At 29.1% G+C, this 25,910-nt stretch carries 26 protein-coding genes; 5 read left to right on the top strand and 21 right to left on the bottom strand.

Annotated features, from left to right (window positions below; all coding sequences use genetic code 11):
- Positions 1–35: 35 nt before the first annotated feature.
- The 6 genes from proC to putP all read right to left on the bottom strand — a co-directional run bounded on the left by proC (position 36) and on the right by putP (position 7,531).
- Positions 36–836, bottom strand: coding sequence for a pyrroline-5-carboxylate reductase (proC, locus tag WJW32_RS14695; protein ID WP_340259697.1), 801 nt, complete (start codon positions 834–836; stop codon positions 36–38).
- A gap of 23 nt (positions 837–859) precedes the next feature.
- Complete coding sequence (locus WJW32_RS14700; protein ID WP_340259699.1) at positions 860–1,741, bottom strand: TSUP family transporter; 882 nt, start codon at positions 1,739–1,741, stop codon at positions 860–862.
- Positions 1,742–1,931: 190 nt separating this feature from the next.
- On the bottom strand, positions 1,932–4,304 hold the full coding sequence (gene hypD / locus WJW32_RS14705; protein ID WP_340259701.1) for a trans-4-hydroxy-L-proline dehydratase: 2,373 nt from the start codon (positions 4,302–4,304) through the stop codon (positions 1,932–1,934).
- A 4-nt stretch (positions 4,305–4,308) separates the two neighbouring features.
- Entirely contained in the window at positions 4,309–5,211 is a 903-nt protein-coding gene (locus WJW32_RS14710) for a trans-4-hydroxy-L-proline dehydratase activase (protein ID WP_340259703.1), read from the bottom strand.
- Between the two features lie 76 nt (positions 5,212–5,287).
- Entirely contained in the window at positions 5,288–5,569 is a 282-nt protein-coding gene (gene ppnP, locus WJW32_RS14715) for a pyrimidine/purine nucleoside phosphorylase (protein WP_340259705.1), read from the bottom strand.
- Between the two features lie 480 nt (positions 5,570–6,049).
- Positions 6,050–7,531, bottom strand: a complete 1,482-nt coding sequence (gene putP, locus WJW32_RS14720; protein ID WP_340259707.1) for a sodium/proline symporter PutP — start codon at positions 7,529–7,531, stop codon at positions 6,050–6,052.
- 221 nt (positions 7,532–7,752) lie between these two features.
- Here putP and WJW32_RS14725 point away from each other — a divergent pair, with 221 nt between their 5' ends.
- Entirely contained in the window at positions 7,753–8,304 is a 552-nt protein-coding gene (locus tag WJW32_RS14725; protein WP_340259709.1) for a nitroreductase family protein, read from the top strand.
- 105 nt (positions 8,305–8,409) lie between these two features.
- Here WJW32_RS14725 and WJW32_RS14730 read toward each other — a convergent pair whose 3' ends face one another.
- From WJW32_RS14730 to WJW32_RS14745, 4 genes are all read right to left on the bottom strand, one after another.
- On the bottom strand, positions 8,410–8,622 hold the full coding sequence (locus tag WJW32_RS14730) for a KTSC domain-containing protein (protein WP_340259711.1): 213 nt from the start codon (positions 8,620–8,622) through the stop codon (positions 8,410–8,412).
- 139 nt (positions 8,623–8,761) lie between these two features.
- The gene (locus tag WJW32_RS14735) at positions 8,762–8,899 is read right to left on the bottom strand and encodes a hypothetical protein (protein WP_340259713.1); all 138 of its coding nucleotides are present in this window, start codon (positions 8,897–8,899) and stop codon (positions 8,762–8,764) included.
- A gap of 122 nt (positions 8,900–9,021) precedes the next feature.
- Positions 9,022–11,316, bottom strand: coding sequence for a DNA topoisomerase (locus WJW32_RS14740; RefSeq protein WP_340259715.1), 2,295 nt, complete (start codon positions 11,314–11,316; stop codon positions 9,022–9,024).
- Between the two features lie 275 nt (positions 11,317–11,591).
- Complete coding sequence (locus tag WJW32_RS14745; RefSeq protein ID WP_340259717.1) at positions 11,592–13,442, bottom strand: sensor domain-containing diguanylate cyclase; 1,851 nt, start codon at positions 13,440–13,442, stop codon at positions 11,592–11,594.
- Positions 13,443–13,718: 276 nt separating this feature from the next.
- On the opposite strand from WJW32_RS14745, the gene WJW32_RS14750 reads away from it, so the two are divergent.
- Complete coding sequence (locus WJW32_RS14750) at positions 13,719–13,886, top strand: hypothetical protein (protein ID WP_340259719.1); 168 nt, start codon at positions 13,719–13,721, stop codon at positions 13,884–13,886.
- Positions 13,887–13,919: 33 nt separating this feature from the next.
- On the opposite strand, the gene WJW32_RS14755 is transcribed toward WJW32_RS14750, so the two are convergent.
- From WJW32_RS14755 to WJW32_RS14770, 4 genes are all read right to left on the bottom strand, one after another.
- A complete protein-coding gene (locus WJW32_RS14755) occupies positions 13,920–14,777 on the bottom strand; it encodes a M15 family metallopeptidase (protein WP_340259721.1) in 858 nt (285 codons plus the stop codon).
- 224 nt (positions 14,778–15,001) lie between these two features.
- Entirely contained in the window at positions 15,002–15,799 is a 798-nt protein-coding gene (locus tag WJW32_RS14760; protein WP_340259723.1) for a Cof-type HAD-IIB family hydrolase, read from the bottom strand.
- A gap of 36 nt (positions 15,800–15,835) precedes the next feature.
- On the bottom strand, positions 15,836–16,144 hold the full coding sequence (locus WJW32_RS14765; RefSeq protein WP_340259725.1) for a hypothetical protein: 309 nt from the start codon (positions 16,142–16,144) through the stop codon (positions 15,836–15,838).
- A 243-nt stretch (positions 16,145–16,387) separates the two neighbouring features.
- Positions 16,388–16,654, bottom strand: coding sequence for a GIY-YIG nuclease family protein (locus WJW32_RS14770; RefSeq protein WP_340259727.1), 267 nt, complete (start codon positions 16,652–16,654; stop codon positions 16,388–16,390).
- Between the two features lie 191 nt (positions 16,655–16,845).
- Here WJW32_RS14770 and WJW32_RS14775 point away from each other — a divergent pair, with 191 nt between their 5' ends.
- Both WJW32_RS14775 and WJW32_RS14780 read left to right on the top strand, forming a co-directional pair.
- Positions 16,846–18,012 (top strand): DEAD/DEAH box helicase, encoded by a 1,167-nt coding sequence (locus tag WJW32_RS14775; RefSeq protein ID WP_340259729.1) that lies wholly within the window; start codon positions 16,846–16,848, stop codon positions 18,010–18,012.
- 278 nt (positions 18,013–18,290) lie between these two features.
- Positions 18,291–18,815: an NUDIX domain-containing protein gene (locus WJW32_RS14780; protein WP_340259730.1), complete on the top strand. Its 525-nt coding sequence runs from the start codon at positions 18,291–18,293 to the stop codon at positions 18,813–18,815.
- 19 nt (positions 18,816–18,834) lie between these two features.
- Here the strand turns inward: WJW32_RS14780 and WJW32_RS14785 are convergent, their stop codons facing one another.
- The 3 genes from WJW32_RS14785 to WJW32_RS14795 form a co-directional block, all read right to left on the bottom strand.
- Positions 18,835–19,386, bottom strand: coding sequence for a helix-turn-helix domain-containing protein (locus WJW32_RS14785; protein WP_340259732.1), 552 nt, complete (start codon positions 19,384–19,386; stop codon positions 18,835–18,837).
- Between the two features lie 135 nt (positions 19,387–19,521).
- A complete protein-coding gene (locus WJW32_RS14790) occupies positions 19,522–20,403 on the bottom strand; it encodes a tRNA 2-thiocytidine biosynthesis TtcA family protein (protein WP_340259734.1) in 882 nt (293 codons plus the stop codon).
- Positions 20,404–20,477: 74 nt separating this feature from the next.
- On the bottom strand, positions 20,478–20,834 hold the full coding sequence (locus WJW32_RS14795) for a C-GCAxxG-C-C family (seleno)protein (protein ID WP_340259736.1): 357 nt from the start codon (positions 20,832–20,834) through the stop codon (positions 20,478–20,480).
- A gap of 137 nt (positions 20,835–20,971) precedes the next feature.
- Between WJW32_RS14795 and WJW32_RS14800 the strand changes: the two genes are divergently transcribed.
- On the top strand, positions 20,972–21,172 hold the full coding sequence (locus WJW32_RS14800; protein ID WP_340259738.1) for a hypothetical protein: 201 nt from the start codon (positions 20,972–20,974) through the stop codon (positions 21,170–21,172).
- A gap of 8 nt (positions 21,173–21,180) precedes the next feature.
- On the opposite strand, the gene WJW32_RS14805 is transcribed toward WJW32_RS14800, so the two are convergent.
- The 4 genes from WJW32_RS14805 to WJW32_RS14820 form a co-directional block, all read right to left on the bottom strand.
- Positions 21,181–21,678: a dUTP diphosphatase gene (locus WJW32_RS14805; RefSeq protein WP_340259739.1), complete on the bottom strand. Its 498-nt coding sequence runs from the start codon at positions 21,676–21,678 to the stop codon at positions 21,181–21,183.
- A 52-nt stretch (positions 21,679–21,730) separates the two neighbouring features.
- On the bottom strand, positions 21,731–21,949 hold the full coding sequence (locus WJW32_RS14810) for a hypothetical protein (RefSeq protein WP_340259741.1): 219 nt from the start codon (positions 21,947–21,949) through the stop codon (positions 21,731–21,733).
- Between the two features lie 386 nt (positions 21,950–22,335).
- On the bottom strand, positions 22,336–22,791 hold the full coding sequence (locus WJW32_RS14815) for a spore coat protein (protein WP_340259743.1): 456 nt from the start codon (positions 22,789–22,791) through the stop codon (positions 22,336–22,338).
- A 483-nt stretch (positions 22,792–23,274) separates the two neighbouring features.
- Entirely contained in the window at positions 23,275–25,488 is a 2,214-nt protein-coding gene (locus WJW32_RS14820) for an InlB B-repeat-containing protein (protein ID WP_340259745.1), read from the bottom strand.
- Between the last annotated feature and the right edge of the window lie 422 nt (positions 25,489–25,910).

Genomic DNA, 25,910 nt, shown 5'->3' on the forward strand with positions numbered 1-25,910 from the left:
TTAAAAAATACCAGTCAAAAGACTGGTATTTTTGATTACATATTTTTAGCTTTTTTAGTACATTCTCTCATACCTTTTATAACAGCAGTTCTAAATCCATACTCTTCTAAAGTAGCAACTGCTTCTATAGTAGTACCTCCAGGTGAACATACCATATCTTTAAGCTCTCCAGGATGTTTTCCAGTTTCAAGAACCATTTTTGCAGATCCTAAAACTGCTTGAGCTGACATTTTGTAAGCTTTGTCTCTAGGCATACCATCTGCTACAGCAGCATCTGCCATAGCCTCAATAAACATAAATACATATGCAGGAGAAGATCCGCTAGTTGATATAACTACCTCCATCAGCTTTTCATCTATAATCTCTATTTTTCCAAAGCTCTTGAATATATTAACTACTTCTTCAACCTCTTCTTTTGATATATTTTTATTAGGACATATACCTGTCATACCCTCACCTACAAGTGCTGGTGTATTAGGCATAGTTCTAACCATTTTTATATCTTTTCCAAATGCATCTTCTACATCTTTAATAGTTTTTCCAGCTGCTATACTAACTATAACAACATCTTCTTTAACAAAATCCTTTATATCATCAATTACAGAATTATATACATTTGGCTTTACCGATAACACTATAATATCTGAAATTTTTGCTACTTCTTTATTATCCATTGTAGTCTTAACTCCATATTCACTTGAAGCAATATCTAAACTACCCTTATATCCATCAGCAACAATTACATTTTCAGATTTTAATAACCCAGATTTAACTACTCCACCAATCATTGCTCTTCCCATATTTCCACAACCTATAAAGCCTATTACTTTATTCATCTTGAACCTCCTAAAATTTTAATCTATGCTGATTTTCTATCCTTAGTTTCTGTATTTTTAGACGCAGTCATAAACATACTTACACAAGTATAGAAAATAACTCCCATTACTAACCATTTTAAAGTCTCCATTGGTAATGATTTTACTATATATGCTGCAATTATAACTCCTATTACACCACCAATTGTAATTCCCATAGAAGCTTTTCTATCATAAGCCCCTTCTTTAACAAACTTAGTTGATGCAACTGGCATTAAAAACGCACAAGACCCCATCATTATAGGGAATGCTACCTTTGCAGACATTCCAAGTAAATATACTAAAGCCATACAAGGAGCATACAAACCTATACCAGCAGTCATTAATGCCCCTAATATAAAGTTTCCGATTATGCCTATAATTAATTTCATTCCTGTTAACCCAATAGCTTCTCCACCACCAGGCATCCATCCCATCTTACCTGCAAGCATAAGAAATCCTGTTATAAATAAAGCAAACGACATTGTAAACTGAATTTTCTTTTCAGAAAATCTAGAAATAACAGCAGCTCCTACCCAAGCTCCAACTGTTGCAGCTGCAAGCATACTGACTAATGTAACAGCATCCACTTCTATAACTGTCATAAATATGAATGCCTCAGTTATAACAGACGTTGTATGAGAAACATTTAATGTTCCTGGGAGAGTTCTATCATTAGTTTGTTTAAACCCTCTTAGCAATGCAGTTGTTGGAGCAAATGCTCCAATTCCTAGAGTATCAAAAAAATCAGTTATAAAACCAATTGAAATAAGTTTTGTCCATGAATTATTCTCCAAATCATTCTTGTTTTTCATGAAATCTTTAAAAAATATAAAAATAAACCATGCTCCAAATACTCCTAAAATACCTAAAAGCGCTTTAATCATTTGTCTATCTCTCCCTTTTATATTATGTCTTATATTATTTTTATCCGAAAGCTAAGAGTTCTAAGTATCCATTTTCTTAAAGATGGAGATAAGAACTCTACAGCTTCTGGATTAGTTTACCCACAGGTCACTTACGCATCTAAAAATTCAATTAAAGTAAAAACTCAATCTTAATTAAGTTTCACTTTATTTAATTAAAAGCTTGTTCTGTTCTCTCTATTATTTCATCTTGTAATGATTTGCTTAAGTTGTGGAAATGGTCACTATATCCTGCAACCCTAACTATTAAATCCTTATATTCTTCTGGATTATTTTGAGCATTTATTAATAATTGTCTATCTACTACGTTAAACTGAATATGATGTCCATCCATAACAAAATAAGACTTAACTAATGCAGCCATATTCTCAAGACCTTCCTCTCCAGCAACAACTGATGGTGTGAATTTTTGATTTAATAAAGTTCCACCTGTTCTTAAATGATCCATCTTAGCTGCTGATTTAACCACAGATGTTGGTCCATTTCTATCTGCTCCTTTAGCAGGAGATATACCTTCTGATAAAGGCTTATTAGCTAATCTTCCATTAGCACTAGCACCCATTACTTCTCCAAAATAAACATGGCATGTAGTAGGAAGCATATTTATTCTATAGTATCCACCCTTCATATTCTTTCTATCTGTAACTTCATTATGGAATGTATTAAATGCATCTAACATTAATTCATCTGCATAATCGTCGTCATTTCCATATTTAGGAGTTTTATTTAAAACAATATTATGGATTTGTTCATGACCTTCAAAATTATTGTCTAGAGCTTCCATTAACTCGTTCATACTAAATTTCTTTTTATCATATACATTATATTTTATAGAAGATAAACAATCAGTTATAGTTCCTATACCTACACCTTGAATATAATTCGTATTATATCTAGCACCTCCAGCATTATAGTCTTTAGCCTCCTTAATACAATCACTAACTACTATAGATAAGAATGGAGATGGCATATTTTTAGCATAAATACTCTCTATTACATTGTTTCCTCTAATCTTTATTTCTACAAAATGATGTAATTGCTTTTTAAATGCTTCAAATAATTCTTCATAACTTTTGAAATCTTCAGCTTTTCCCGTTTTTATACCTAATTGTTTACCAGATATTTTATCATATCCATCATTAAGAGTTAGCTCTAGTATCTTAGGTAAATTCATATAACCAGTTAGAATATAAGCTTCTTTTCCATACGCCCCAGTTTCAACACAACCACTAGTACCACCTTCTCTAGCATCTTCTATGCTTTTTCCAGCATTAAGTAACTCTTGTATTATAGCATCTGTATTATAAAAAGCGGGTTGACCCCATCCTTTTCTAGATATTTCACAAGCTCTTTTTAAAAATCTGTGAGGAGTTTTTTTGCTTATTTGAACATTAGAACTAGGTTGTAAAAGCTTCATTTCATCCATAGTATCTAATATTAAATAACTCACTTCATTTATACCATCATGTCCTTCAGATGTAACACCACCAGTATTTATATTAGCAAAATCAGTATAAGTTCCACTTTCTTTTAGTGTTATACCTACTTTTGGAGGAGCTGGTTGATTATTAAATTTAACCCATAAACACTCTAATAATTCCTTGGCATTATCAGCAGTTAAACTACCTTCTTCAACTTCCTTTTCATAAAAAGGATTTAAATGTTGATCAAGTCTTCCTGGACTGAATGCATCCCATATATTTAATTCTGTAGTAACTCCAATATGAACAAACCAGTACATTTGAATAGCTTGATGGAATGTTTTAGGAGCATGAGCTGGAACAACTGCACAATTCTCAGCAATTGTAAGAAGATCTCTTTTTCTATTCTCATCAGTCTCTTTACTTGCCAACTCTTTTGCATATTCAGAATAACGTTTTCCATAAATCATTATAGCATCACAGCAAATACTCATAGCTTTAAGCTGATTTTCTTTTTCATATGCTTCTTTATCATTCATATAATCTATCTTAGATAAAGATTCTTCTATATCTTTCTTAAAATCTAAGAATCCTTTTTTATACATTTTTCCATCTGCAACCGTATGACCTGGTCCTCTTTGTTCCATAAATTCAGTAAATATTCCGTTTTCATAACAATCTAACCAATCACGAGTCATATGATCATATATCATTTTTCTTATAGAACGGTTCTCCCAGTACGGAATAATTTTTTCTTCTTGAATTTTTCTAGCTTCTTCATTCACCTTAAAAGATATTTTTTCTCTAGCATCCATAACTGTGAAATCTTCTAATGTATGGCAACAAAGTTCTGGAAAAGTCGGAGATGATTGAGGACCTTCTCCTTTTTCACCTACTATTAATTCATCTTCATTTATACAAAGTGTTCTATTTTCCATAAAATACTTGAAAGCCAAAGCTCTAACAACGGGAACAGCTTCAGTACCAGAATACTTTTTATAAGCTTCAGTCATTAATGTTGCTCTTTCTATCGAAATATGTGGCTCAACACTCATACTTTGTTCTCTAAGTTTTTTTACTCTTTCATTCATACCTCTTTTCATTGAATTAACCCCCTATTTTAAGTTTAAAATTATATTTTTCAAACATATTTTTGATTTTTTCTAATCTATCATCAGATGGTTTAGACATTAATTCATCTTTATAGTTCATATTTAATCTTTTATATTTATCTTTACCTATTTCATGATAAGGTAATAAATTTATACTACTTATATTTAGATCTTTTATAAATTCAAGCATATTCTCAATATTTTCATCATCACAGTTAATACCTTGTATTAACGGTATTCTAAGATTTATATTAGCCCCTCGTTCAGACAACATAACTAAATTATCCAATATAAGTTTATTCGGCTTTCCTACATATTTTTCATGTTTTTGTGAATTCATTAACTTAATATCGTATAAAAAAAGATCTACATACTCCATAATTCTTTCGTAACTTTCAAGCGGAGCATATCCACAAGTATCAATAGCTACATGTATTCCTTTTCTACTACATTTCTTAACTATTTCCTCAACAAAATCTATTTGACTCATTACCTCTCCACCAGAAAAAGTAACTCCTCCACTAGATTCCTCATAAAATACCTTGTCTTTTTCTATTTCTTTCATAAGTTCATTTACACTATATTCTTTCCCTACTAACTCTCTAGCATTGTTAACACAAAAATCAATACAATTTTCACAATGACTACAAATACTATAATCATTTATAACTTTATCTTCATTCATTTTTATGCAATCATGTGGGCATCTTTTTTCACACTCTCCACATTTACTGCATTTTTCTTCATTATACATTATTTCACTATTATATCTTTGACTTTCAGGATTATGACACCAAATACAAGTAAGTGGACATCCTTTAAAAAATACAGTTGTTCTAATACCAGGTCCGTCATGAACACAGTATTTTTGAATATTTATTATTTTACCTTTCTTCAATCAAATCATCCCCCCTTCACAAGTGAAGATCAAGTTCATATAAAACATAATTTAATATGAACTTGCTTGCAGTCTTTTACTTATAAAAACATATATATGCAGTTTCTTCATTTACCTCTACATTGAATTTTTTATTAGCTTCTACTATAAAAGTTTCATTTTTATTAAATTCTTTTACTTCATCACTACTAGGAAGTTTAACTAGCATTTTTCCACTTGTTACAGTCATAAATTCTTTTTTAGAAGTTGAAAACTCATATTTTCCTACTGCCATAACCCCAATAGTTGCTGGGCCTTCGTTAGTTTCAAATGCAATAGATTTTACATTTCCATCAAAGTATTCATTAGTTTTAAACATCTAATCATCTCCTATTTTTTAAATTAATATGTATAATTTTCCTGTTCATAATTCGATTATACTACAAGTTTGTTATTTTTTCTATAATTTTTTTATATTTATGAAATTTTTTATTGTTAATGAATTTAATGCCCGTTCTAATAGCAGTATTGCAACATTATATGAAGTTTTTTTCATAATCATATCTTCATTTCACTATAACACCTATAATGATTATCCATATACTCTAATATGATTCTAAATAAAAAATTCGTCTAGTCGCTACACACTTACTCATATCGCCAACGATCCCTAACTGTCTCTGTTGTTCAAAACAATTTCAAATTTAGTCATTTAATCAACATTATTCACAGATTGAAAATTTTGTAATTCCCTATAGATTAAAAATTTCACTCTATTAATTCCTTAGTATACAAAAAACAGCTTTCCATTTGGAAAGCTGTTTTTCTATATACTAATTCATTTATATTTTTGATTTAATTAAGACATATTTTCTACCTTATTAAATTCATCTATTATTTCTTTAGACGGCTCATTATCCATCAAACTAAATATAATTATAGCTATTGTAGCTAATATAAATCCAGGTACTATCTCATATACGTCAAAAATTCCGCCTTGTATATGTTTCCATATTAAAACAGTAATTCCTCCTGCCAACATACCTGCTGATGCACCTTTAGCAGTCATCCTTTTCCAGAATAACGACATTATAACAACAGGTCCAAATGCAGCTCCAAAGCCTGCCCAAGCATAAGCTACCAACTCAAGAACAGAACTATTAGGGTTAAGTGCTAATATATATGATATTATAGCTATACCGATAACCGTTATTCTGCTGACACAAACTAATTCCTTCTCTGTCGCATCTTTTTTTATTAATGCTTTATATATATCTTCAGTAAATGCAGATGCTGCAACTAAAAGTTGTGAATCCGCAGTACTCATAATAGCAGCTAGAATAGCAGCTAAAAATATTCCTGCAAATGCTGCTGGAAAAATAGAATTAACCATTAATATAAATATAGTTTCTGACTTTGGACCTTGAAGATATTGAGTAAGATACACTCTGCCTACCATACCTACAACAACAGCTGCACATAAACTTATTGCAACCCATACCATAGCTATTCTTCTTGCTTCTTTTATTTTTTCAGGAGAAGTTATAGCCATAAATCTTGCTAATATATGGGGTTGTCCAAAATATCCAAGTCCCCACGCTAACAGTGAAATTACAGATATAACTCCAATTGTGTTTCCATCCATAGTAGTGAATGGATTCAAAAACTCAGAATTTAAGTTTTTTATAGCATCAAGAGTAATCTGTGTTCCTCCCAATTTAACAATACCTGCAATTGGAACCGCAAGTATAGCAAAAAACATTAACATCCCTTGAAAAAAATCCGTCCAACTAACAGCCATAAATCCCCCGAGGAATGTATAAGATATAACAACAATAGTCCCTATAGTAAGGGCGGATATATAAGGCATACCAAACACTGTATTGAATAATTTTCCACCAGCTACAAGTCCCGATGATGTATATAATATAAAAAATATTAATATAAATATAGCTGAAACAGTTCTGAGAATTTTACTTTTATCTCTAAATCTATTTTCAAAGTAAACTGACAATGTTATAGCATCACCTGCTACTTCAGTATATTGTCTCAATCTTTTAGCTATAAATCTCCAATTTATATATGTTCCTACAGCCAAGCCTATAGCAATCCAAATCGACTCAAACCCTGATAAGTACGCATACCCTGGTAATCCCATAAGTAGCCATCCACTCATATCAGACGCTTGAGAACTAAGCGCTGTTACCCAACTATTTAAACCTCGTCCTCCTAAAACATAATCCGATAAATTTTCAGTTCTTTTGTAGAATATAAGTCCTATCGCTAGCATACCAACTAAATAAACTCCAAAAGATATAAGTATACTTATATCTGCTGACATTTCAAAACCCTCCTCAATAATTTTTCTAATAAGATAAATTACACTTCTCTTTTTGTATACAAATTTTGTATAAATAATATAATAACACATTTCGACAAATTCTGATAGTTAATTTTTTATTTTTGTAATTTTTTTCATTTTGTTCCAATTTATTATTTTATAATAAGTTAAGCATTTTTAGTCTTATTAATGCTAATAATAATAAAAAGGAGTGTGGTTTCATGCAATTTTATGATGTAATAAATGAAAGAAAAAGCATCAAAAACTTTAAAAATACCCCTATAGAAAAAGATAAATTAGATAGAATTTTAACAGCAACTATAATGTCCCCTTCATGGAAAGATAACAAGTGCTTCAAGTTCATACTAGTAGATAATAAAACCCAAAAGCAAGAATTATCAATGGCGGTTATGAATAATGTTGATAGTGCTTCTAATTCAATTACACAAGCTCCCCTTGTTGCAGTTGTAGTTGCTGATCCTTCTAGTTCTGGATCTATCGACAATAAAGATTTATATTTAGTTGATAGCGGTATAGCCATGGAACACTTAGTTCTTGCATGTACAAATGAAGGATATGGTACATGTTGGATAGCATCACTTGATGAAGATAAAATAAAGAAAGCACTTTGTATTCCAGATAAATATAAGGTTATTGCTATGAGTCCAATGGGAGAATATTCTGATTTCGATGATAGTGAACATAACGAAGATACCATAAATGATCACATATGTCTGAATAAATGGGACAACCCATATACAAGTATTCACTAAACAAAAAACTGCTGGTAAATTCATTACCAGCAGTTTTTTGTTGTTAGTATCCTTAACATTTGCTTCAAATACAATTTCAATTCTTCCTTTTACTTTATTTATATGTTACTTTAACTTTATACACGGATAATTATTTCTAACATTATAATTTATATAATATCCTATAAATTCAGAATCTAGCATTTTTTCATATACACTTTCAGGTACGTTTGAATGTCTATATATTTCTCCAGAGTCAAATTCAATTTCCAACAGTTTATTTTCATGGTCATAACCCAAAGAAAATATGTTTGATGAATTTATGTTGTTTCTTATCATTTTATCTCCCCCTAAATAATCCCCTTATTAAGTTAATTATACTAAATTATATATAAAAAATATGCAAAAATTCGTTGTCGTATTTTATTTTTTATATATAAAAAGCGAGGTTAACTATATGTAGGCCCTCGCTTTTTAACTACTTTGATTTATTTTTTTTTAATTTCTGTTTAAGTATATATTCTGCTATATCTTTTATTTTTTTTTGTTCTTTTCTCATTTCTTCTATAGTAATTTTTCTCATTTTTAATTTTTTGTGCTGTTTAAGATTATTCATATAATCCCCTCTTTAATATTTAATATAAAGTGAAACCTATACCGTGTATTTATTTAAAAGTTTCACTTTATATTACTGTATGAATATAATAATTAAAAATGATACAATTTTATAATTTTATTTTAAAATATTTCTATTATTGGATTTTTATCATCGTTAATCCTAATACATATATTTATTTTTTTATGATTTTGATTTGATTCTACTCCAATAACCTTTCCATCTTTTAATAATTTTTTTATGATTTTATCATTTACTATAACTCCATGTTTTTCAAGACTATTCTTCCATACAGTGAACCTGCACCCACTACTCCAATTAGTGCAATAAAATGCCTTGCTATTTTCTAAAATATCTCCATCGCAACAACTGCATTTACCTAAAGAATTTTCAAGTTTTTTTCGTTTATTGCTTTTAGTTGATTTTTTACAATTTGGAATTGATGTGAATGAATTCATTAACTCCAAGTGATTTCTAAGCCCCAATACCTTTTTAGTATTCTTCATAACATAAGATTCAAGCTTTACCATATACTCCTCGGAACCTATTTCCCCATTGGATACCATAGTTAATCCCTTCTCCCAACTTGCTGTAAGCTCTGGTTTAATTAAAGATGGTATTGATCTTATTATAATATTATAAATCATCTCTCCCATAGACTCTGGGGTTAGTATCTGAGTTTTTTTATTCAATTTAATATACTTAATTTTTTGAAGTTTACTTAATATCTCAGATCTTGTAGCACTGGTTCCAATACCACTCCCTTTGATTTGCTCTCTTAGTTCATCATCTTCGATTAATTTTCCTGCATTTTCCATAGCTAAAATCATTGAACCTGAATTATATCTTTTAGGTGGAGTGGTTTCAGATTCTTTAATTTCAAGTTTATTAATTTTTACAACAGCACCTTTTTTTAAGTTTTTAAATTTATCTATATTATCTTTATTGGAACTTTGAGATTTTTTATCGTAATCCGTTATTTCTAAATATCCTCTTTCAATACATACCTTAGAAGATGTATAAAAACTTTCACTTTTTATACTAGTAATTATTGATAACTTATTAAAAACTGCACAAGGATAAAATATAGCTAAAAATCTTCGTAGAATAAGTAAAAATACACTTTTATCTATATCATATAACTTATTAAAATTACTTAAACCTTGACCAGTAGGTATAATAGCGTAGTGATCCGTAATAGCTTTATCATTTACATATTTGGTTTTCTCAAGCCCTAAAAATAATTTATTATCTGATATATTTTTGATAAAACCATTGATAGGCTCATCTTTATTATCCAAGGTACAAGTATTCTTTATGTTCAAAAGACCTCTTATATTTTTATCTATTTCTTTTGCGACAGCTTTTGATAAAACTCTGGCATCTGTTCTTGGATATGTAACCATTTTCTTTTCATATAATCCTTGTACAATTTTTAGTGTTTCATCCGGACTTAATTTGAATTTTTTCGAACATTCATTTTGAAGTTCTGCTAAATTATACAATAGTGGTGGATTTTTCTTTTCTTTTTTCCTTTGTACTTCTTCAATTTTTGCGAGTAATTCCTCATTATCGTTTTTAAGATAATCAATGAATTTTTCAGCCATTTCTTTTTGTTTAAATCCGATGTCTTTAAATAATAAATTGGACATATAATATTTCGACCCATCTACAGCCTTCCACTCTCCATCATAGTCAAGAAAATTCTCAAACTTAAAAGAAGAGTTAATCTTATAATAAGGTGTCTTTACAAAATCTCTTATTTCTCTTTCTCTGTTCACAATCATACCAAGAACACAACTCATAACCCTACCAACTGCAATTACTGTATAATTGGTTCCTAAATAATCACTAATAGTTCTACCGTACATAAGAGTCAACAATCTTGAAAAATTTATTCCCATAAGATAGTCTTCTTTTGCTCTTAAATATGCAGAATCTGATAATTTGTCATATTCACTAAGTGGTTTTGCATTTTTTACACCTTTTCTAATTTCATCCTCAGTTTGAGAATCTATCCATACTCTTTTTTTTACCTTATCTTTTACATCAACCATATCATCAACTAATCTATATATATACTCTCCCTCTCTTCCAGAATCCGTGCATACATATATAGTAGCTATATCTTTTCTTTGCATTTGACTTTTAACTATATCAAACTGTTTTTTCACTCCAGATATAACCTCATACTTATATTTTTTTGGTAGAAAAGGTAAATCTTTAAGAACCCATTTTTTATATTTTATATCATATTTTTCAGGATAACTCATATTGACCAAGTGTCCTACACACCAAGTCACTATAGCCTTATCTGATTCCAAATATCCATTTTTCTTAGTTCCCTTAATATTTAATGCTTTTGCAAATTCCATGGCAACACTAGGTTTTTCTGCTATAAACAATGCTTTACTCATACTAATCAATCACCTACAATATAAAATTTTCGAATAAAAATTTTTCTTCATTCTATCGAATAACTCATTATTTTTTTATAAAGTTAAACTTAATTCAAATAGAGTTTTTTACTCCATAATTAAAAATATCGAGCAAATAATATGCTCGATATTTTTATTTTTTTAATTTTAATATCAACTTTCTTTATAATATTATAATCTATAATTCTTTTTTTTGCAAAAGCATACTAATATACACTGTTAACCATTCTAAATTATTATTTTAATAAATTCATCTAAATTTTTTTACTTTTTTGTTTATATTCATACATTCTCTCATCAGCAGTTTTTATTAATTTATTATATTTATCTCCGTCATAAGGAAAATTAGATATACCGTAGCTAAAACTACATATAATATTATTTTCTTCAAATTTTATATAATTCCTTTTAAAATAATCAATTATATCTTCAAATTTTCTAATAAGGCTTTGTAAATCCGTTTCAAAAAAAACTCCTACAAATTCATCTCCTCCAATTCTTGCTAATATATCCGAAGATCTAATACGTTTCTTTAATGTAGAGGTAAACGTTCTAATAATTTCATCTCCTGCTAAATGTCCATACGTATCATTTATAAGTTTTAGTCCATTTAAATCAAATAATACTAGTAAAAATTCTTCATTATACATAATAGACTTATTAATATCTCTATCCAGTATTTTTTCAAAATATCTTCTGTTATAAACATTTGTTAATTTATCATACCTAGATAAATATACAGTTTCTTCATAAAGTGTATGTTTGCCAATCGCTATAGCAATTTGATTTCTCATATATTCCATTAATTCAATATCAATTTCATCAAATGCATAATTATATTTACTATCTATTCCTATTAAACCATATAATTGTCCATCTATTATTATAGGGGAACTAATAGACGATTTTACTTTAAAACATTCTTCATTTTCTAAAATATTTGGACATTTATTAGTAACCATTTTATCAAAATCATTAATAATAACTGTTTTATCTACCTTTCCCAATGTTTTATGCCATATAAATGAATCTTTCAATCTAAGACTAAAATTTTCAGCATTTTTTTGTTTATAACCTTTCTGTGTAGCAATTTTCAAATTTTCATCATCATCCAATATCAAAATAGAACCAATATGTGCATTCTGTATAGATTCAATTACTTTATCTAATATTAAATTAAATAATTCTGTAGTATCACTTGTTTCAGTTATAGAGTAGCTTATTTCTAATATAGAATCCTTTATTTTTGATAATTTGTTTATTCTTTTTTCTGCATTCTTTCGTTCTGTGATATCTACCATAACTCCAACTATTCCTTTAACTTCGTCCTGATGATTTATATATGGTGCTTTATTAAAAATCACATCATGCAATACACCATCTTTACATTGAAACTTAGATTCGTATATATTTTTTTCTTTATTTTTAATTATATTAATATCTACATCATTATGAATATCCGCAATTTCTTTTTTCATAATATCATAAATAGTATGTTCAATAATATCTTCTTTTCTGACCCCTAAATACTCTATATGAGCAATATTAGAATATTTATATATACCATTTTCATCCTTATAAAATATTGGGCTTGGAATAGTGTCTATAAGCATTTCAAGAAATTCATGATTCTCTTGAAGTAGTGCTTTAGTTTTTTTCCACTGAGTAATATCCTGAACCATCCCAATCATTTTAAGTTTGTCTTTATTCTCATCATATATACAAATAGCATTTAACCTTACCCAAATTTCTTCTCCATTTGAATTTATAAGTTTATATTGTCTATTTTTTTCTATTCCATCTTCTATTGAATTTTTAATGGATTCTATTACAAAATTTTTATAATTATCAGAAATCAATGTTTTAATAAAAAAATCTAAATCACCTTCATATTTTAGTTTATTTATATCAAGCATTTCGCATAATTTATCTGAACAATAAATTTTATTTAATTTATAATTCCATTCCCAAGTACCCAAATCAGCTATTTCTTGAGCGCATTTTAAAATTGCTTCTTTTTCCCTTAAAATAGTTTCTTTTTTATTTTTAAAAATATTTAATTTTTTAGGATTAAAAAACGACCTAATCCAATTAAATGAAAACATTCATTTTCCTCCTCTATATATAATGATTATTTCATTATGATTATATCAAATAATAGTTATTATTCAAATATTTGTATTAATATGTCAAAGTTTAATTTTTAATTTTTTGTTATTTTTAAACATAACAAAAGAACTTTTCAATAATTTAAAAGTTCTTTTTATTATATTTTTATTCAAATGTAATTAAAAACAGTGTAAATTCCCACATAATTTCTAATATATCTTTTGTATTATTGGTTAAATTAATACTAAGTAAGAATAAAGGAGGATATCTTTGTGATTAAAAATAAAAAAACTCGAAAAATATCAGATACTCAAGCAATAAAAAATTTTCATCAAATGGATTTAGAAATGGGTAATGAAGTGACTTTACCAAATAATTTAAAGCGACATACAATTGGTTCTACTAAACCCTATGAAAAGAAAAATGATAATAATGAATAACTATTAAAACAACTATAAATTAGGGTAGTTTAACTACCCTAATTTATTTGCAATTTTCTTTATAAGTTCTTTAACATACTCCCCTTTATATTCTTTATTATTTATCCAATAATCCGAACTATTTATTATATTTTTCTTAGCTAACTTATTTACTGAAGATATAAATTCACTGTCAATGTTATTTTCTTCTATATATCTTGTAAATTTAATAATAAGTTCTATTACATATTCAGTTTTATATATTTGACTACTAATCCAATACTCTGGTGAATCTATTACTTTTTTATTGCTTAGTTCATTTAATATATTTGTAAATTCATTTTCAGGTTTATTAATTCCTAAATACTGAGAAAAATTATATATAAGTTTTTTTACATATTCAGTTTTATATTCTTTATTATCTATCCAATAATTTGGAGTATTTATAATATTTTCTTGAAACAACTTATTTATTGAATTTTCAAGTTCCAACTTTAATTGAGATATAGGTATTTTACCTTGTAACAAATCTTTTATTTTAAGACCTCCTCTCCATTGAAAATGTGGCATATCTTTAAAGATTTTAAAATCTCCTCCCCACTCAAGACCTATACTTTTACCTAATTGACCCATTTTTTCGTACAAATCTGTTCTATCCCACTGTGCCTTTTTATTTATAATAGGTACACAATCAAATGCTAAACCATAATTATGATAAGAATAGCCTCCCCTTGCATTTGTGACCTTATTTCCAGGAGCACTTCTTCCTTGTTCATATAATTTATTTTGTTCTTCTTTACTTCTAAAAGTACTATATATCAAAATATCTATTCCTTGATTTTTGCATTCTTCAATAAACTTTTCAGCTAAATATTTGACATATGGATGTAAATCGTCTAAATTTCTGCTCATTTTCTCCCTCCTCATTTAAATCTATATACGTATAATAATATATGCAGTTCATTATGAATTTGTTGATAATATAAAACTAGAACGTTTAAATGCAAATCCTTTATATTGACCAAATTGAACGTTCATATTATCACCTTTTCTAATGTTTTATCTACTAAAAAAATAAAAGAGCCAAAACTCTAAAGTTTTAACTCTTTTATAGTAAATTTTTATATTTAAACCTTTTACAAAAACAACTCTTCTATATACTTTGCAACGCCATCTTCGTTGTTAGTATTTATAATATCATTATCAGGGAGAGCCTTTTTCAAATTTTCATCAGCATTTCCCATTACTAAGCCTTTTCCAACACTACTTAACATCTCAAGATCATTAAATCCATCTCCAAATGCTATAACTTCATTAGATGATATACCGTAATCTTTCAATATTTCCTCCAAAGCAGCTCCCTTTGATACCCCTTTAGCCATTACCTCAAGACATAAAGGTAGAGAAAATGTAGTATGTACATAATCAGAAAACTTTGATTCAATTTCTTCTTTAACTAATTTCAACTTATTTCCATCATTACATATAAAAAAGAATTTTATACACTCATATGAATCTAAATTGTTAAAATCAACCATTTTATACATAAAACTAGACTCATCATTAAAATTACTCAACCATTCATTTTCTTTTTCTACAAGCCAATGATCTTCTTGATAAACATTCACATGAATATCATCATCAAACTTCATTTCTAATATAGACTTAGATATTTCAGAGTCTATATTATGACACAATAATTTTTCATTTTTGAAATTATGTGCCCTTGAACCATTAGAAGTTATTAGTACCGTATCTAAGTTAAGCTGTTCTTTTATATGTGATGCATCCTTATGATGTCTTCCTGTTGCTATAAAGAACTTTATACCTTTCTTCACAACCTTCTCAATTACACTCTTAGTATATTCACTGACTCTATGATTACTATTAAGGAGTGTTCCATCTAGATCTGAAATTATTGCTTTATATCTCACCTTCAAATCCTCCTTCAAATATTAATTTAATTCAAATTATATCACTAGTATTACGATAAAAACAATAAAATTAATAACATACGTTAACTTTATATTCTTATGATCTTTAATATTTTTAGTGCTTATATACCCGCTTAATATATAAGCAGTCAATATACATACTATTCTCAAAATATCATCATTTAAGTTCACATACTTTTCAAATATACTAACATCAAGATAATAAATAGAATATATGCTCAAATACAAGGTAACTGCAAGTCCCGGTATCATTTTATTTAGATAATTAATATTTCTTGTTGCATTATTTTTTTTGCTATTTCTCTTTCTAGTCTTTCTAAACATCTATATAACCCCATCTTTTATATTCTTATATATATAATAACATATTTGTCGAAAACAAAAAAATAAAAAATCCGACTACTCGCTACGCACTGACTCATATCGCCAACGATCCTTACAGGCTCCGTTGCTCAAAACATTTGCGACTTTGGCTCACCTATCAATGTTATCTACAAATCGAAAATCATATAATTTCCTTGTATATAAAAATTCGTCCTTTGAAAATATTATAATTTTCTTATATCCTTATGCTTCAATTAATTTTATTTTTTGTTTTCTTGTCATTTGTTTTATTCTATACTCCCTTTTTAAAGCTTCACCCTTTAAATCATATTCTTCATAATACAGCAATTTTACAGGAAGCCTACATCTTGTATACTTGGCTCCTTTCCCCTTATTATGTGTATTTATTCTTTTATCTAAATTGTTAGTATATCCAGTATAAAAAGTTCCATCACTACACTCTATTATATAAACATAATTAATATTGCTTGTATCTTCATTCGATATCATAAAATATCCCCCAAACTAAATTTTCAAATCAACTACACTTATATAGTATACACTAAAACAATACTAATACTTTACATTACCTACAATTGAGTATTATAATTTCCTATAAAGCAAAAAAATCCGTATTATAGTATCGAATATGCTCATATTAGGATATAATAGATTCATAAAACAAAAAAAGGAGATACAAAATGCAAAATAAATTTGAACAGTATAATTTACATGAATTCATAGTGGACAACCTTACTAAATCTGATATTATAGAACCAACTAAGGTACAAATGGACACAATACCTTTAATATTAGAAGGTAACGACGTAATAGGAAAAGCCAGAACAGGTACAGGTAAAACATTATCTTATTTAATACCTATGGTACAAAAAATCGATTCAAGTAAAAATGATCTACAAATGTTAGTACTCGCACCTAGTAAAGAATTAAGTATTCAAATACAGCAAGAAGCCGAAAGAATAACTCAAAATTCAGGTATAAAGACTTTTTGCATAGTAGAAGGTATGAATATTGAAAAGCAAATAGAGAGATTAAAACAAAAACCTCACTTAATTGTGGCAACTCCAGGAAGACTTCTTCACCTTATAAGTCTTAAAAAAATAAAAATGCACAATATAAATACAATAGCTTTAGATGAGGTTGATCAAATATTAGAAAAAGGGTTTATATCAAAGGTTCAGGGTATAATAAAAACAACTTTAAAAGATAGACAACTACTAAGCTTCTCTGCAACTATATCACAAGAATCTAGTGATATACTGAACAAGCTTATGAAGAATCCTAAATTTATTAACCTAGACCATATTAAGCCTATACCTACAAAAATTAAACACCAATATATGATAAGTACATCTCCTAGAAAAACAGACACATTAGTTGAAATACTAAACACTGTAAAGCCTTCAAAATCATTGGTTTTTATAAATAAAAACGAAAATGTAGATAGATTCGTCAAAGACATTCACAGACAAGGTTTTTCAGTTGGAGGAATCCAAACTAGAACTAAAAACCAAGATAGACAACATCTATTATCATCATTTCAAAAAGGAAAACTAAAAATTCTAGTTACTACAGATTTATTTACACGAGGAATGGATTTTAAAGATGTAACCCATATATTCAATATGGATTTACCACTTGATAAGGTAGATTATTTACACCGTGCAGGTCGTACGGGTAGAATGAATAAAGACGGAGTTGTTATAAATATAGTTAGAGATAGAGAAAAATTTATAATGTACAAAATGATGAAACAACTAAACATAACCCAAGAAGCTATAACAATTGCAGATAATAAAATAGTTCTTGTTGAAAATATAATCAACAGAAAAAAAAGAAGATACTAAAAACTACAAAAGGAGCCTGTAGGCTCCCTTTTTAACATCTTTTTTCATAAGAAAGATTATAAACTCAACACTAAGCATATTACTGCTTAAAGTGATTTATCTTTAGTTATTACTACATATTAATTTTATGCCTCAAAACTACTTTTAATTCATATATAACTAAATTTTTTGAATATATCATAGATTCCACCTTTACATTAATTCATTAGACTATATAATAGACTAGTATATAATTAAGCTTATTCAAAATTATAATGACTATATAAAGGAGTTTTTCCATGAGACTATTAAAAAAAATGATTCATAAAGATATAAAAGAAATTGAAGGTAATATATTCCAAAGAAAAGCAGCACGAGCAATAATACTAGATGAAAACAAAATACTTTTAATGTACACTAAAAGATATAATGATTATAGCTTTCCTGGTGGAGGAGTCGAATCTAACGAGGAATTAACTCACGGACTTAAGCGAGAATTAAATGAGGAAACTGGAGCTAAAGATATTGAGATTATAAAAGAATTTGGTATGCTTGATGAATACAGACCTACTCACTATGAAGGATACGACCTTATGCATATGATTTCCTACTTTTATGTGTGCAAAATCAACAAAGAACTAGGAACACCTAAATTAGAAGATTATGAAATTTCAAACGGTATGTCTCCAATATGGATAGATATAGATGAAGCAATAAATCACAATATTAAATTAATTCAAAGTAAAGATTCTAAAATGGGTCTTTCTGTTGAAAGAGAAACACTTGTTCTTAATTTAATTAAAGATGAATTAATGAATAAATAGGGACTTTAAAAGTCCCTATTTATCCAAATACCTTACTAAAAAATCCTTTTTTATTTTCCTTTCTATTATTTGCTAAATATAACATAAGCTTTTGATTCTCTACTCTAACCTGCTTTCTAACCTTATTGCTTATCTCGTCTCTTAAATTCATACTTATATCATCCAGCTTTTCACTAATTTCATTTCCAAGATCTTCTTTTAGTTTTTGTTCTCTTTCAATAACAATATCTCCAATAGCCGCACCCATTATATTCTTAAAGTTTTCAGCCATATTTTGTTGAATATCTTCAATAGATTCTAATGGATTAGCTTGAGTTAAAGTAGCTGCACATTCCTCATTATATTTAGCAAAATCAGTATTATTTATATACTCCATTATAAAAGTTCTTCCCATTCCTTTTTGCTTATGTTTTTTAATATTTTGCATTAACTCAATATCGTATTCTGTATAGTTTCTATTGCCATTATCACCTCTAGATATTTTAAGTTCAAACTCCTTTTCCCATCCTCTTAAAGTCTTTTTATTTAATCCTGTCTTTCTAGACACCTCACTAGTAGTATATATTTTCATACATATCCCCCCTATTAAAAACAAAAATTATAAATAATTTTAATCATATTTTTTAAGTTCAACAAAACCATTTATATTCCTTTAATCAAAAAAAGAGTTAATACAACACATTTGCTGTATTAACCCTTTAAAATATTATTCTTCATCATAAAATTCCAAATAAGAATGTTTTTTAGAGTCTTTTTGCCATCCCAAAATAGCATCTATATTAACATTTTCTGCTGCTTTAAATATAGATTTATCTATATCCTCAAAGTTGAGTTTAAGATTTTTTATAAGTTCTTTTATCTCAGTCCTCTTATTAGACGTTCTCTTAGCAGCAACCATACATGCACAATTTAGTGGCCATATACCACTTTTTTGTGTAAATGTCTGTATATCGTTTTCTCTTATATAATACATCGGTCTTATAAGTTCTAATCCTTCATGATTTGCAGACTTTAACTTTGGAAGCATAGTTTTAAAACTTCCTGCATAAAACATATTTATAAGAGTAGTCTCAATAACGTCATTAAAATGATGTCCAAGTGCTAACTTATTACATCCAAGCTCTTGTGCCTTTGCATATAAAGATCCTCTTCTCATCTTAGCACACATATAACATGGATAATCCTTGGCTATTCTATCTATTACCTCAAATATCTGTGATTCATATAAATGAATAGGTATATTTAAATAATTACAATTATCTATTAAAAGTTCTTTTATATTCTCATGATATCCAGGATCCATAGCTATAAATTCAAGTTCAAATTTTATTTGACCATGTCTTTTAAGCTCTTGAAATAGTTTTGCCATAAGCATACTATCTTTTCCACCAGAAATAGCAACCGCTACCTTATCTCCGTCCTTTAAAAGCTCATAATCCTTTATACCTTTTACAAACTTTGACCATATACGTTTTCTATAAGTCTTTATTATACTTTTTTCAATATCTCTAAGTGGCTTTCTTTCATTAAAGGGTATTAATACCTCACATCCACTTCCAGCAATACCGTTATTTTCTTGATTGCTCATTATGTCACCTCTCTTTAACAAAAATATTATAGCATTTTTTATAAAGTATGTCTCTGTATTAATATTCCAAAACTCTACTCTATACTATCAATATATTTATCTACATAATCAATCAATTCTTTACAGCTAACCTTATTCCCTTTTAGCTCCCTGCATATAACACTTCCATACTCTTGTTCTATTTTGTTCATAAGTTCTTTAGTATATAATCTAGCTTCTTTTTTTTGTTCTGCATCTTGTCCACCTTTTAAAACTCCTATAGAACTAACACCTGCACAGATTGCTCCACATACACTTCCAACCGCCATACCATGACCCATAGAGCTTGCTATTTCTACAGGTATTTCTGTATTCTTTTTTTCATTAGTTGCTTTGATTACAGATTCAGCACAATTATATCCATTTCCAAAATAGTCTAATGCTTTTTTCATATGTATCTCTCCTTTTTAATTTAAACTTAATATAATATCAAAGTATATTGTAACATCATATTGCATAAAAATGTATAAAACTATGCTATATATGTCAATACTTAAGACTCATACTAAACTTAACCGGAGGTATATTAATGTTAGAATACAAGGAATTAAAACACATACTACACTCAATTGAATATTCTATACATAACTTAGAAACTAGTTTAGATAAGTATAGTAAATGCTTACCAGAATCTGAGAAATTAGAAATAATAGCTCAAATACAAAACTACAACGATATTCAAAATAAAATAGAAAAGTTAACCGATGAAATGGAAGCTACAGCCACTTAAATATACAATTACTTTGATGTTGAGCCTATACCACCTACTCTATTAATCTTAACAGGCTCATCATCATCTGCTATTAAATACTTTTGGAACATTCCTTGTGCAAATGCCTCTCCACATTTAACACCAAACTCTTTGTCACCCTCATTCTTTAAAGCTACAAATATATGCCCTTCATTCTTTTCATTATTATAATAATCAGAATCTATAAGTCCAACTTGGTTTTTAAGTCTTATATTATACTTAAAGCCATGACTACTTCTAACCAATATATACAAACACTCATCATCTTTCATATAACTTTTAATCCCAGTTGGAACAACAATAGACTCTCCAGGACTTAAAGTGAAATCATTAACACAATAAAAGTCATATCCAGCAGATAAACTAGTAGCACGTCTTGGTTTTTTCATATTATAATATTTTTCTTTTATAACTTCATCACTTAAATCTTTTCCTAAAGTCTTTTTAAATTCATCATAACTTACTATCTCAAATCCTCTTGTCATATAATTCTCCTTTATTAATATATTTTCTTTTAATATATTAACATCGGATTTTCTATTTGTATATATCAACATTTTGATTATATAATTCATTAGTTCCCATTGTACATTTTAATTTGCACGATATTTCCTCATGTTTTTTAATTTGATATATTATATCAACTTTATCTAAATCACATAAGTACTCACTATATTTATTTAAATAATTCTCCAAATTAGCTATAGAATAATCTAATGCTTTGGATATAATATGTAGATCATCTTTTTTAAACATAAAATCCTCTCCTTCCTAATAACTACATTCTATCCAAATACATATTGGTTAATAACACAATAAAACCCTAAAAACTAAATAATTTAGTTTTCAGGGTTTTATTTGTAAGAAAAATCCATAACTTATTTCTCCTTTAAAATATCTACTTATTGTACTTACTATTAGTTACTCCACATCTAAATACCAAACATAATACAATCAAGATCAATACTATTCCATATATACTCAAACACATACCCCCTTTAATAAAATTAACGAATTTATTTTCGACTTTTTACGATTTAATTCGTTATTATACGAATCTTTTATATAATTATATCCTACTTTTGTGTTTTTTTCAATAGGATATAATTATTAACTAATAATTATATCCTAAGTCAAATTTCCTATTGAGGATTATAAATTCCTTTACTTTTCATATAATTGAATAAACCTTCACCATGTTCTTGCTCTTCCTTTTGTATATGGTTAAGAACTTGTCTTACGTTCGTATCACAGCATTCAAATATAGCAGTATTATATGCTCCAGATACATACTTTTCAGCCATCAAAGCATCTTTACACAAGAGAGCATCTTGCGGATCGTATGTATTTGCAGGAGTGAAAGTTGGAGTTTGATTTTGTTGCTGTCCTCCACCTCCAGTGCTTGGAACAGTACCATTTAATATCTGATTGATACTATTTAAATGCTGTTGTTCTGTAGTTACATACTCATTGAACAATTGTTTAAGCTCAGAACATTTAGATCTTTGAGCGTAATCAGTATAATTTTGAATGCACATCTGTTCATGTGACTTTTGATCCTCTAATAACATTCTTTCTTTTTGAGTTAAATTTAACATAATGAACACCTCCTTGCATTAGTTTTTTCAATAATATATTTTTTATGCGTCAAAAAAGAAGTAGTACAACTACTTCTTAAAAGTTAATATATTCTCTTATTCGGAATAACCCCTCTTACTCCACCAGTAGTTTCTATCATATTTATAAACATCGAAGCTTTAGTATTTAGAAGTTTTTTCTCATTTTCATTTAGAAATTCAAGATGATTCTTCCCATTATTATTTATAATACCCAATATCACATTAGCAAACAATGGTTACAGTTATATGAGTTATTAAAAAAATAGGACTAAATCAGTGAAACCCTTGTGTTTAAAAGGTTTTCTAATTTAGTCCTAGTATAACAGTATTATCATTAACTATGTACCCAAAATCATCAGGTTTAAACTGCTCTAAATTTGAGCCATTATTCTATATGCTGACCATACCACAAATGATATAACAGGAAATTATGGTACGTTTTTGTTTACTACATAAAATTAATTAATCTAATAATGGTAAAGGCACAACCTTAATAGAAACTTCTCTTTTTAAGTTATTTTCATTAAATATTATATTTCTAACTATTTTTTCTCCAGTCAACTCTTCTTCATTACTTAACTTCTCACAAAATGGATAAACTATAACATAATCTCCAGCTAACAAATCACTTATTTTTACAATTAAACCATTCCCTTTTTCTGTAGCTTCAATTTTGCTGTCATCTACTTTTACAAGATTTCCATTTACATCTTTTTTAAATAATTCAACTTCATTTTTCAATGCCTTGCTTCCTGTTGTTACAATTTCCAAATAATAATTATTGATAGGTTGACTTAAATTGAACTCTACTCCAACATTACTAGGTATACTACTTACCACTTTAAAATCTGCAGTACTATACATACTTTTATTTATAAACAAATCAATTTTATTTACTCCAACTTGGACATTCTGTTTTTCAATTCGTTTATTTGCACTCCCTATATTTCCTAATGCATCTTTCGCTGTTACTTCTACTGTTAGTGTTCCATCAACAAGTCCTATAACATTTAATCCAGTCACACTATACTTTCTATCGCTACCTGATGTTACTGTTTTTGTAACTCCTTGTCCATTGATATCTCTAATAACTACAGTAACTTCTGCATCTGGTTCTGCTTCACCGCTTATTGCTACATTACTGTTTTCTGTATTATTAATTATATTATCTACCATGATTGGGTCATCTATGGTTACATTATTTATAAGCGCTGACCACTCTGCGTACAGCGTAGTATCCGCCGCTGGAATACTAAATGTGCCACTTGGACTGTAGCTTGTTCCGCTACCGTCCGCTGCCGTGTTCCACCCTATAAACGTATAGCCTGTCTTGCTAATCGTGCTGCCGTCCGAGAGCATCACATTTCCGCCTATCGCACACACCTCGGTAGCATCTGTTGTGCCTGTGCCTCCGTTGGCGTCATAACTCAGCTGCTTCAGCCTGAAATAGCCTGCAGCCGCCGTGGTCCAAGCATTCGGCACCGTAATACCATACACTGTATTCCCTGAAAAGGCCATCGGGTATAATGAGTCAGTAAGTGTCTTTTTGACATGCCCGTTTAGTAAAGAAGGTTGTGTTGACGTATTCAATTTTTCCACATTTTTTTCGAGTAGCAACACAGATCTATCGCATACTGTCAGGGAAACGTCTGTTCCGATATCCACAACAGCTCCTGATGCGTAAACCAAAGCATCATTGCTGATTGTAATTGATCCGCCTCTCCCTGTATACCTATCATTTCCTGCTGTTCCTGTACCGATGCCTGCCCCTTCTCCTCCAGCGGCCGTTGCAGTAACCACACCGCCATTGATGTTAATCGTACCGGCAGCACCTCCTCTATATCCACCTCCAGCACCGCCGCCACCGATTCCTGCAGCGTTCAAAGTTCCCGTTGCATTGACCGTACCGCCGTTGATTGTAATGGTACCGCCGTTTGCTAGTTCTCCACCACCAATGCCAGCGCCTCTTTCACCACCCGTTGCATTGACCGTACCGCCGTTGATTGTAACGGTACCGCCGTTTGCTCCAGATCCACCACCAATACCAGCGGCTCTTCCACCACCCGTTGCATTGACTGTACCACCGTTGATAATCGTTGTGCCGCCACTGCACTTATCTGCGCCACCAATACCTGCGGCACGCCAACCACCCGTTGCATTGACCGTACCACTGGTGATGGTGATCTGGCCGGTTGGATATTTCTCCTCTACTGAGTTGTGTTGTCCTCCAATGGCTGGATTATAGTTACCACCCTGTACATTGAGGACACCATTACCGCCATCTATTATTTCGAGAGCCCTGCCTTGAATAAGACGAATGCCAGCATCCCATGTTTTTGGATTTTGTGTCAATGTCACCGTGTTTTTAATGATTAGTTTATTTCCAGTGCCTTCAACTATTATTGGTGCACGGCCGGTTTTGGGATAATTAATGCTTACTCCGTCTAATGTTAACGTTGCTCCTCTTTTAAGTGAAATGGTAACACACTTTGACCCCGTGATTGTCGCTGTGATGCCGTCTACGATGATATAATCTCCGTCATTTGCCTGCGTAGTCAAATCAAAGGTTTCGCCCTCCGTCACATGTCGATTTACTATCGCCATCGCCGTTGTTGGAAACAACGATACCATTATAAGTATCACAAATAGTACTTCAATCAGCTTTTTAGTTTTCATTTTTTATCACCGCCTAAATATTTTATTCTTTGTTTGTAAAAAAACTCTCTTTTTACATCATCATTTGCATTCCACTTAGATAAATTTCTAATTTAACACCCTCAGCATCTTTTAATGCTTTATTGATATTTAGGATAATAACTAGTGATGGGGTAAGTGGATATATAACCGAGGATGAAAAATAGAAATTTCTTAAAAGTTAATGGAATATGTTTTTACAAACTAATATTTTTTGCACTAGAGTCTTATGTATCAGCTTAATGATATGACTATTTGTTTTATATTATCACAAAATTCATGTTCACTCTACATTTTTCATCTAATTAATCAATATTTTTCTAGGATTGTTTTGTATTATTTAATAATTACTTAAAATATTATCCTATACTTTATTTAAGTGAAAATCTAAGAACAAAGCCTTA

It is taken from the genome of Tepidibacter sp. Z1-5 (assembly GCF_037844525.1).
Classification (GTDB): domain Bacteria; phylum Bacillota; class Clostridia; order Peptostreptococcales; family Peptostreptococcaceae; genus Tepidibacter_A.

Excerpts from the sequence above, each read along its gene's own strand:
- WJW32_RS14795 (WP_340259736.1), bottom strand. The coding sequence starts at position 20,834 with ATGAAAAAAGCATTAGACTATTTTGGAAATGGATATAATTGTGCTGAA.
- proC (WP_340259697.1), bottom strand. The coding sequence starts at position 836 with ATGAATAAAGTAATAGGCTTTATAGGTTGTGGAAATATGGGAAGAGCA.
- WJW32_RS14755 (WP_340259721.1), bottom strand. The coding sequence starts at position 14,777 with ATGAGCAGAAATTTAGACGATTTACATCCATATGTCAAATATTTAGCT.
- WJW32_RS14805 (WP_340259739.1), bottom strand. The coding sequence starts at position 21,678 with ATGACAAGAGGATTTGAGATAGTAAGTTATGATGAATTTAAAAAGACT.
- WJW32_RS14740 (WP_340259715.1), bottom strand. The coding sequence starts at position 11,316 with ATGAGTAAAGCATTGTTTATAGCAGAAAAACCTAGTGTTGCCATGGAA.
- WJW32_RS14775 (WP_340259729.1), top strand. The coding sequence starts at position 16,846 with ATGCAAAATAAATTTGAACAGTATAATTTACATGAATTCATAGTGGAC.
- WJW32_RS14700 (WP_340259699.1), bottom strand. The coding sequence starts at position 1,741 with ATGATTAAAGCGCTTTTAGGTATTTTAGGAGTATTTGGAGCATGGTTT.
- WJW32_RS14735 (WP_340259713.1), bottom strand. The coding sequence starts at position 8,899 with ATGAATAATCTTAAACAGCACAAAAAATTAAAAATGAGAAAAATTACT.
- WJW32_RS14730 (WP_340259711.1), bottom strand. The coding sequence starts at position 8,622 with ATGATAAGAAACAACATAAATTCATCAAACATATTTTCTTTGGGTTAT.
- putP (WP_340259707.1), bottom strand. The coding sequence starts at position 7,531 with ATGTCAGCAGATATAAGTATACTTATATCTTTTGGAGTTTATTTAGTT.
- hypD (WP_340259701.1), bottom strand. The coding sequence starts at position 4,304 with ATGAAAAGAGGTATGAATGAAAGAGTAAAAAAACTTAGAGAACAAAGT.
- WJW32_RS14770 (WP_340259727.1), bottom strand. The coding sequence starts at position 16,654 with ATGATATCGAATGAAGATACAAGCAATATTAATTATGTTTATATAATA.
- WJW32_RS14780 (WP_340259730.1), top strand. The coding sequence starts at position 18,291 with ATGAGACTATTAAAAAAAATGATTCATAAAGATATAAAAGAAATTGAA.
- WJW32_RS14725 (WP_340259709.1), top strand. The coding sequence starts at position 7,753 with ATGCAATTTTATGATGTAATAAATGAAAGAAAAAGCATCAAAAACTTT.
- WJW32_RS14810 (WP_340259741.1), bottom strand. The coding sequence starts at position 21,949 with ATGTTTAAAAAAGATGATCTACATATTATATCCAAAGCATTAGATTAT.
- WJW32_RS14745 (WP_340259717.1), bottom strand. The coding sequence starts at position 13,442 with ATGTTTTCATTTAATTGGATTAGGTCGTTTTTTAATCCTAAAAAATTA.
- WJW32_RS14765 (WP_340259725.1), bottom strand. The coding sequence starts at position 16,144 with ATGTTTAGAAAGACTAGAAAGAGAAATAGCAAAAAAAATAATGCAACA.
- WJW32_RS14790 (WP_340259734.1), bottom strand. The coding sequence starts at position 20,403 with ATGAGCAATCAAGAAAATAACGGTATTGCTGGAAGTGGATGTGAGGTA.
- WJW32_RS14800 (WP_340259738.1), top strand. The coding sequence starts at position 20,972 with ATGTTAGAATACAAGGAATTAAAACACATACTACACTCAATTGAATAT.
- ppnP (WP_340259705.1), bottom strand. The coding sequence starts at position 5,569 with ATGTTTAAAACTAATGAATACTTTGATGGAAATGTAAAATCTATTGCA.
- WJW32_RS14815 (WP_340259743.1), bottom strand. The coding sequence starts at position 22,791 with ATGTTAAATTTAACTCAAAAAGAAAGAATGTTATTAGAGGATCAAAAG.
- WJW32_RS14820 (WP_340259745.1), bottom strand. The coding sequence starts at position 25,488 with ATGAAAACTAAAAAGCTGATTGAAGTACTATTTGTGATACTTATAATG.
- WJW32_RS14785 (WP_340259732.1), bottom strand. The coding sequence starts at position 19,386 with ATGAAAATATATACTACTAGTGAGGTGTCTAGAAAGACAGGATTAAAT.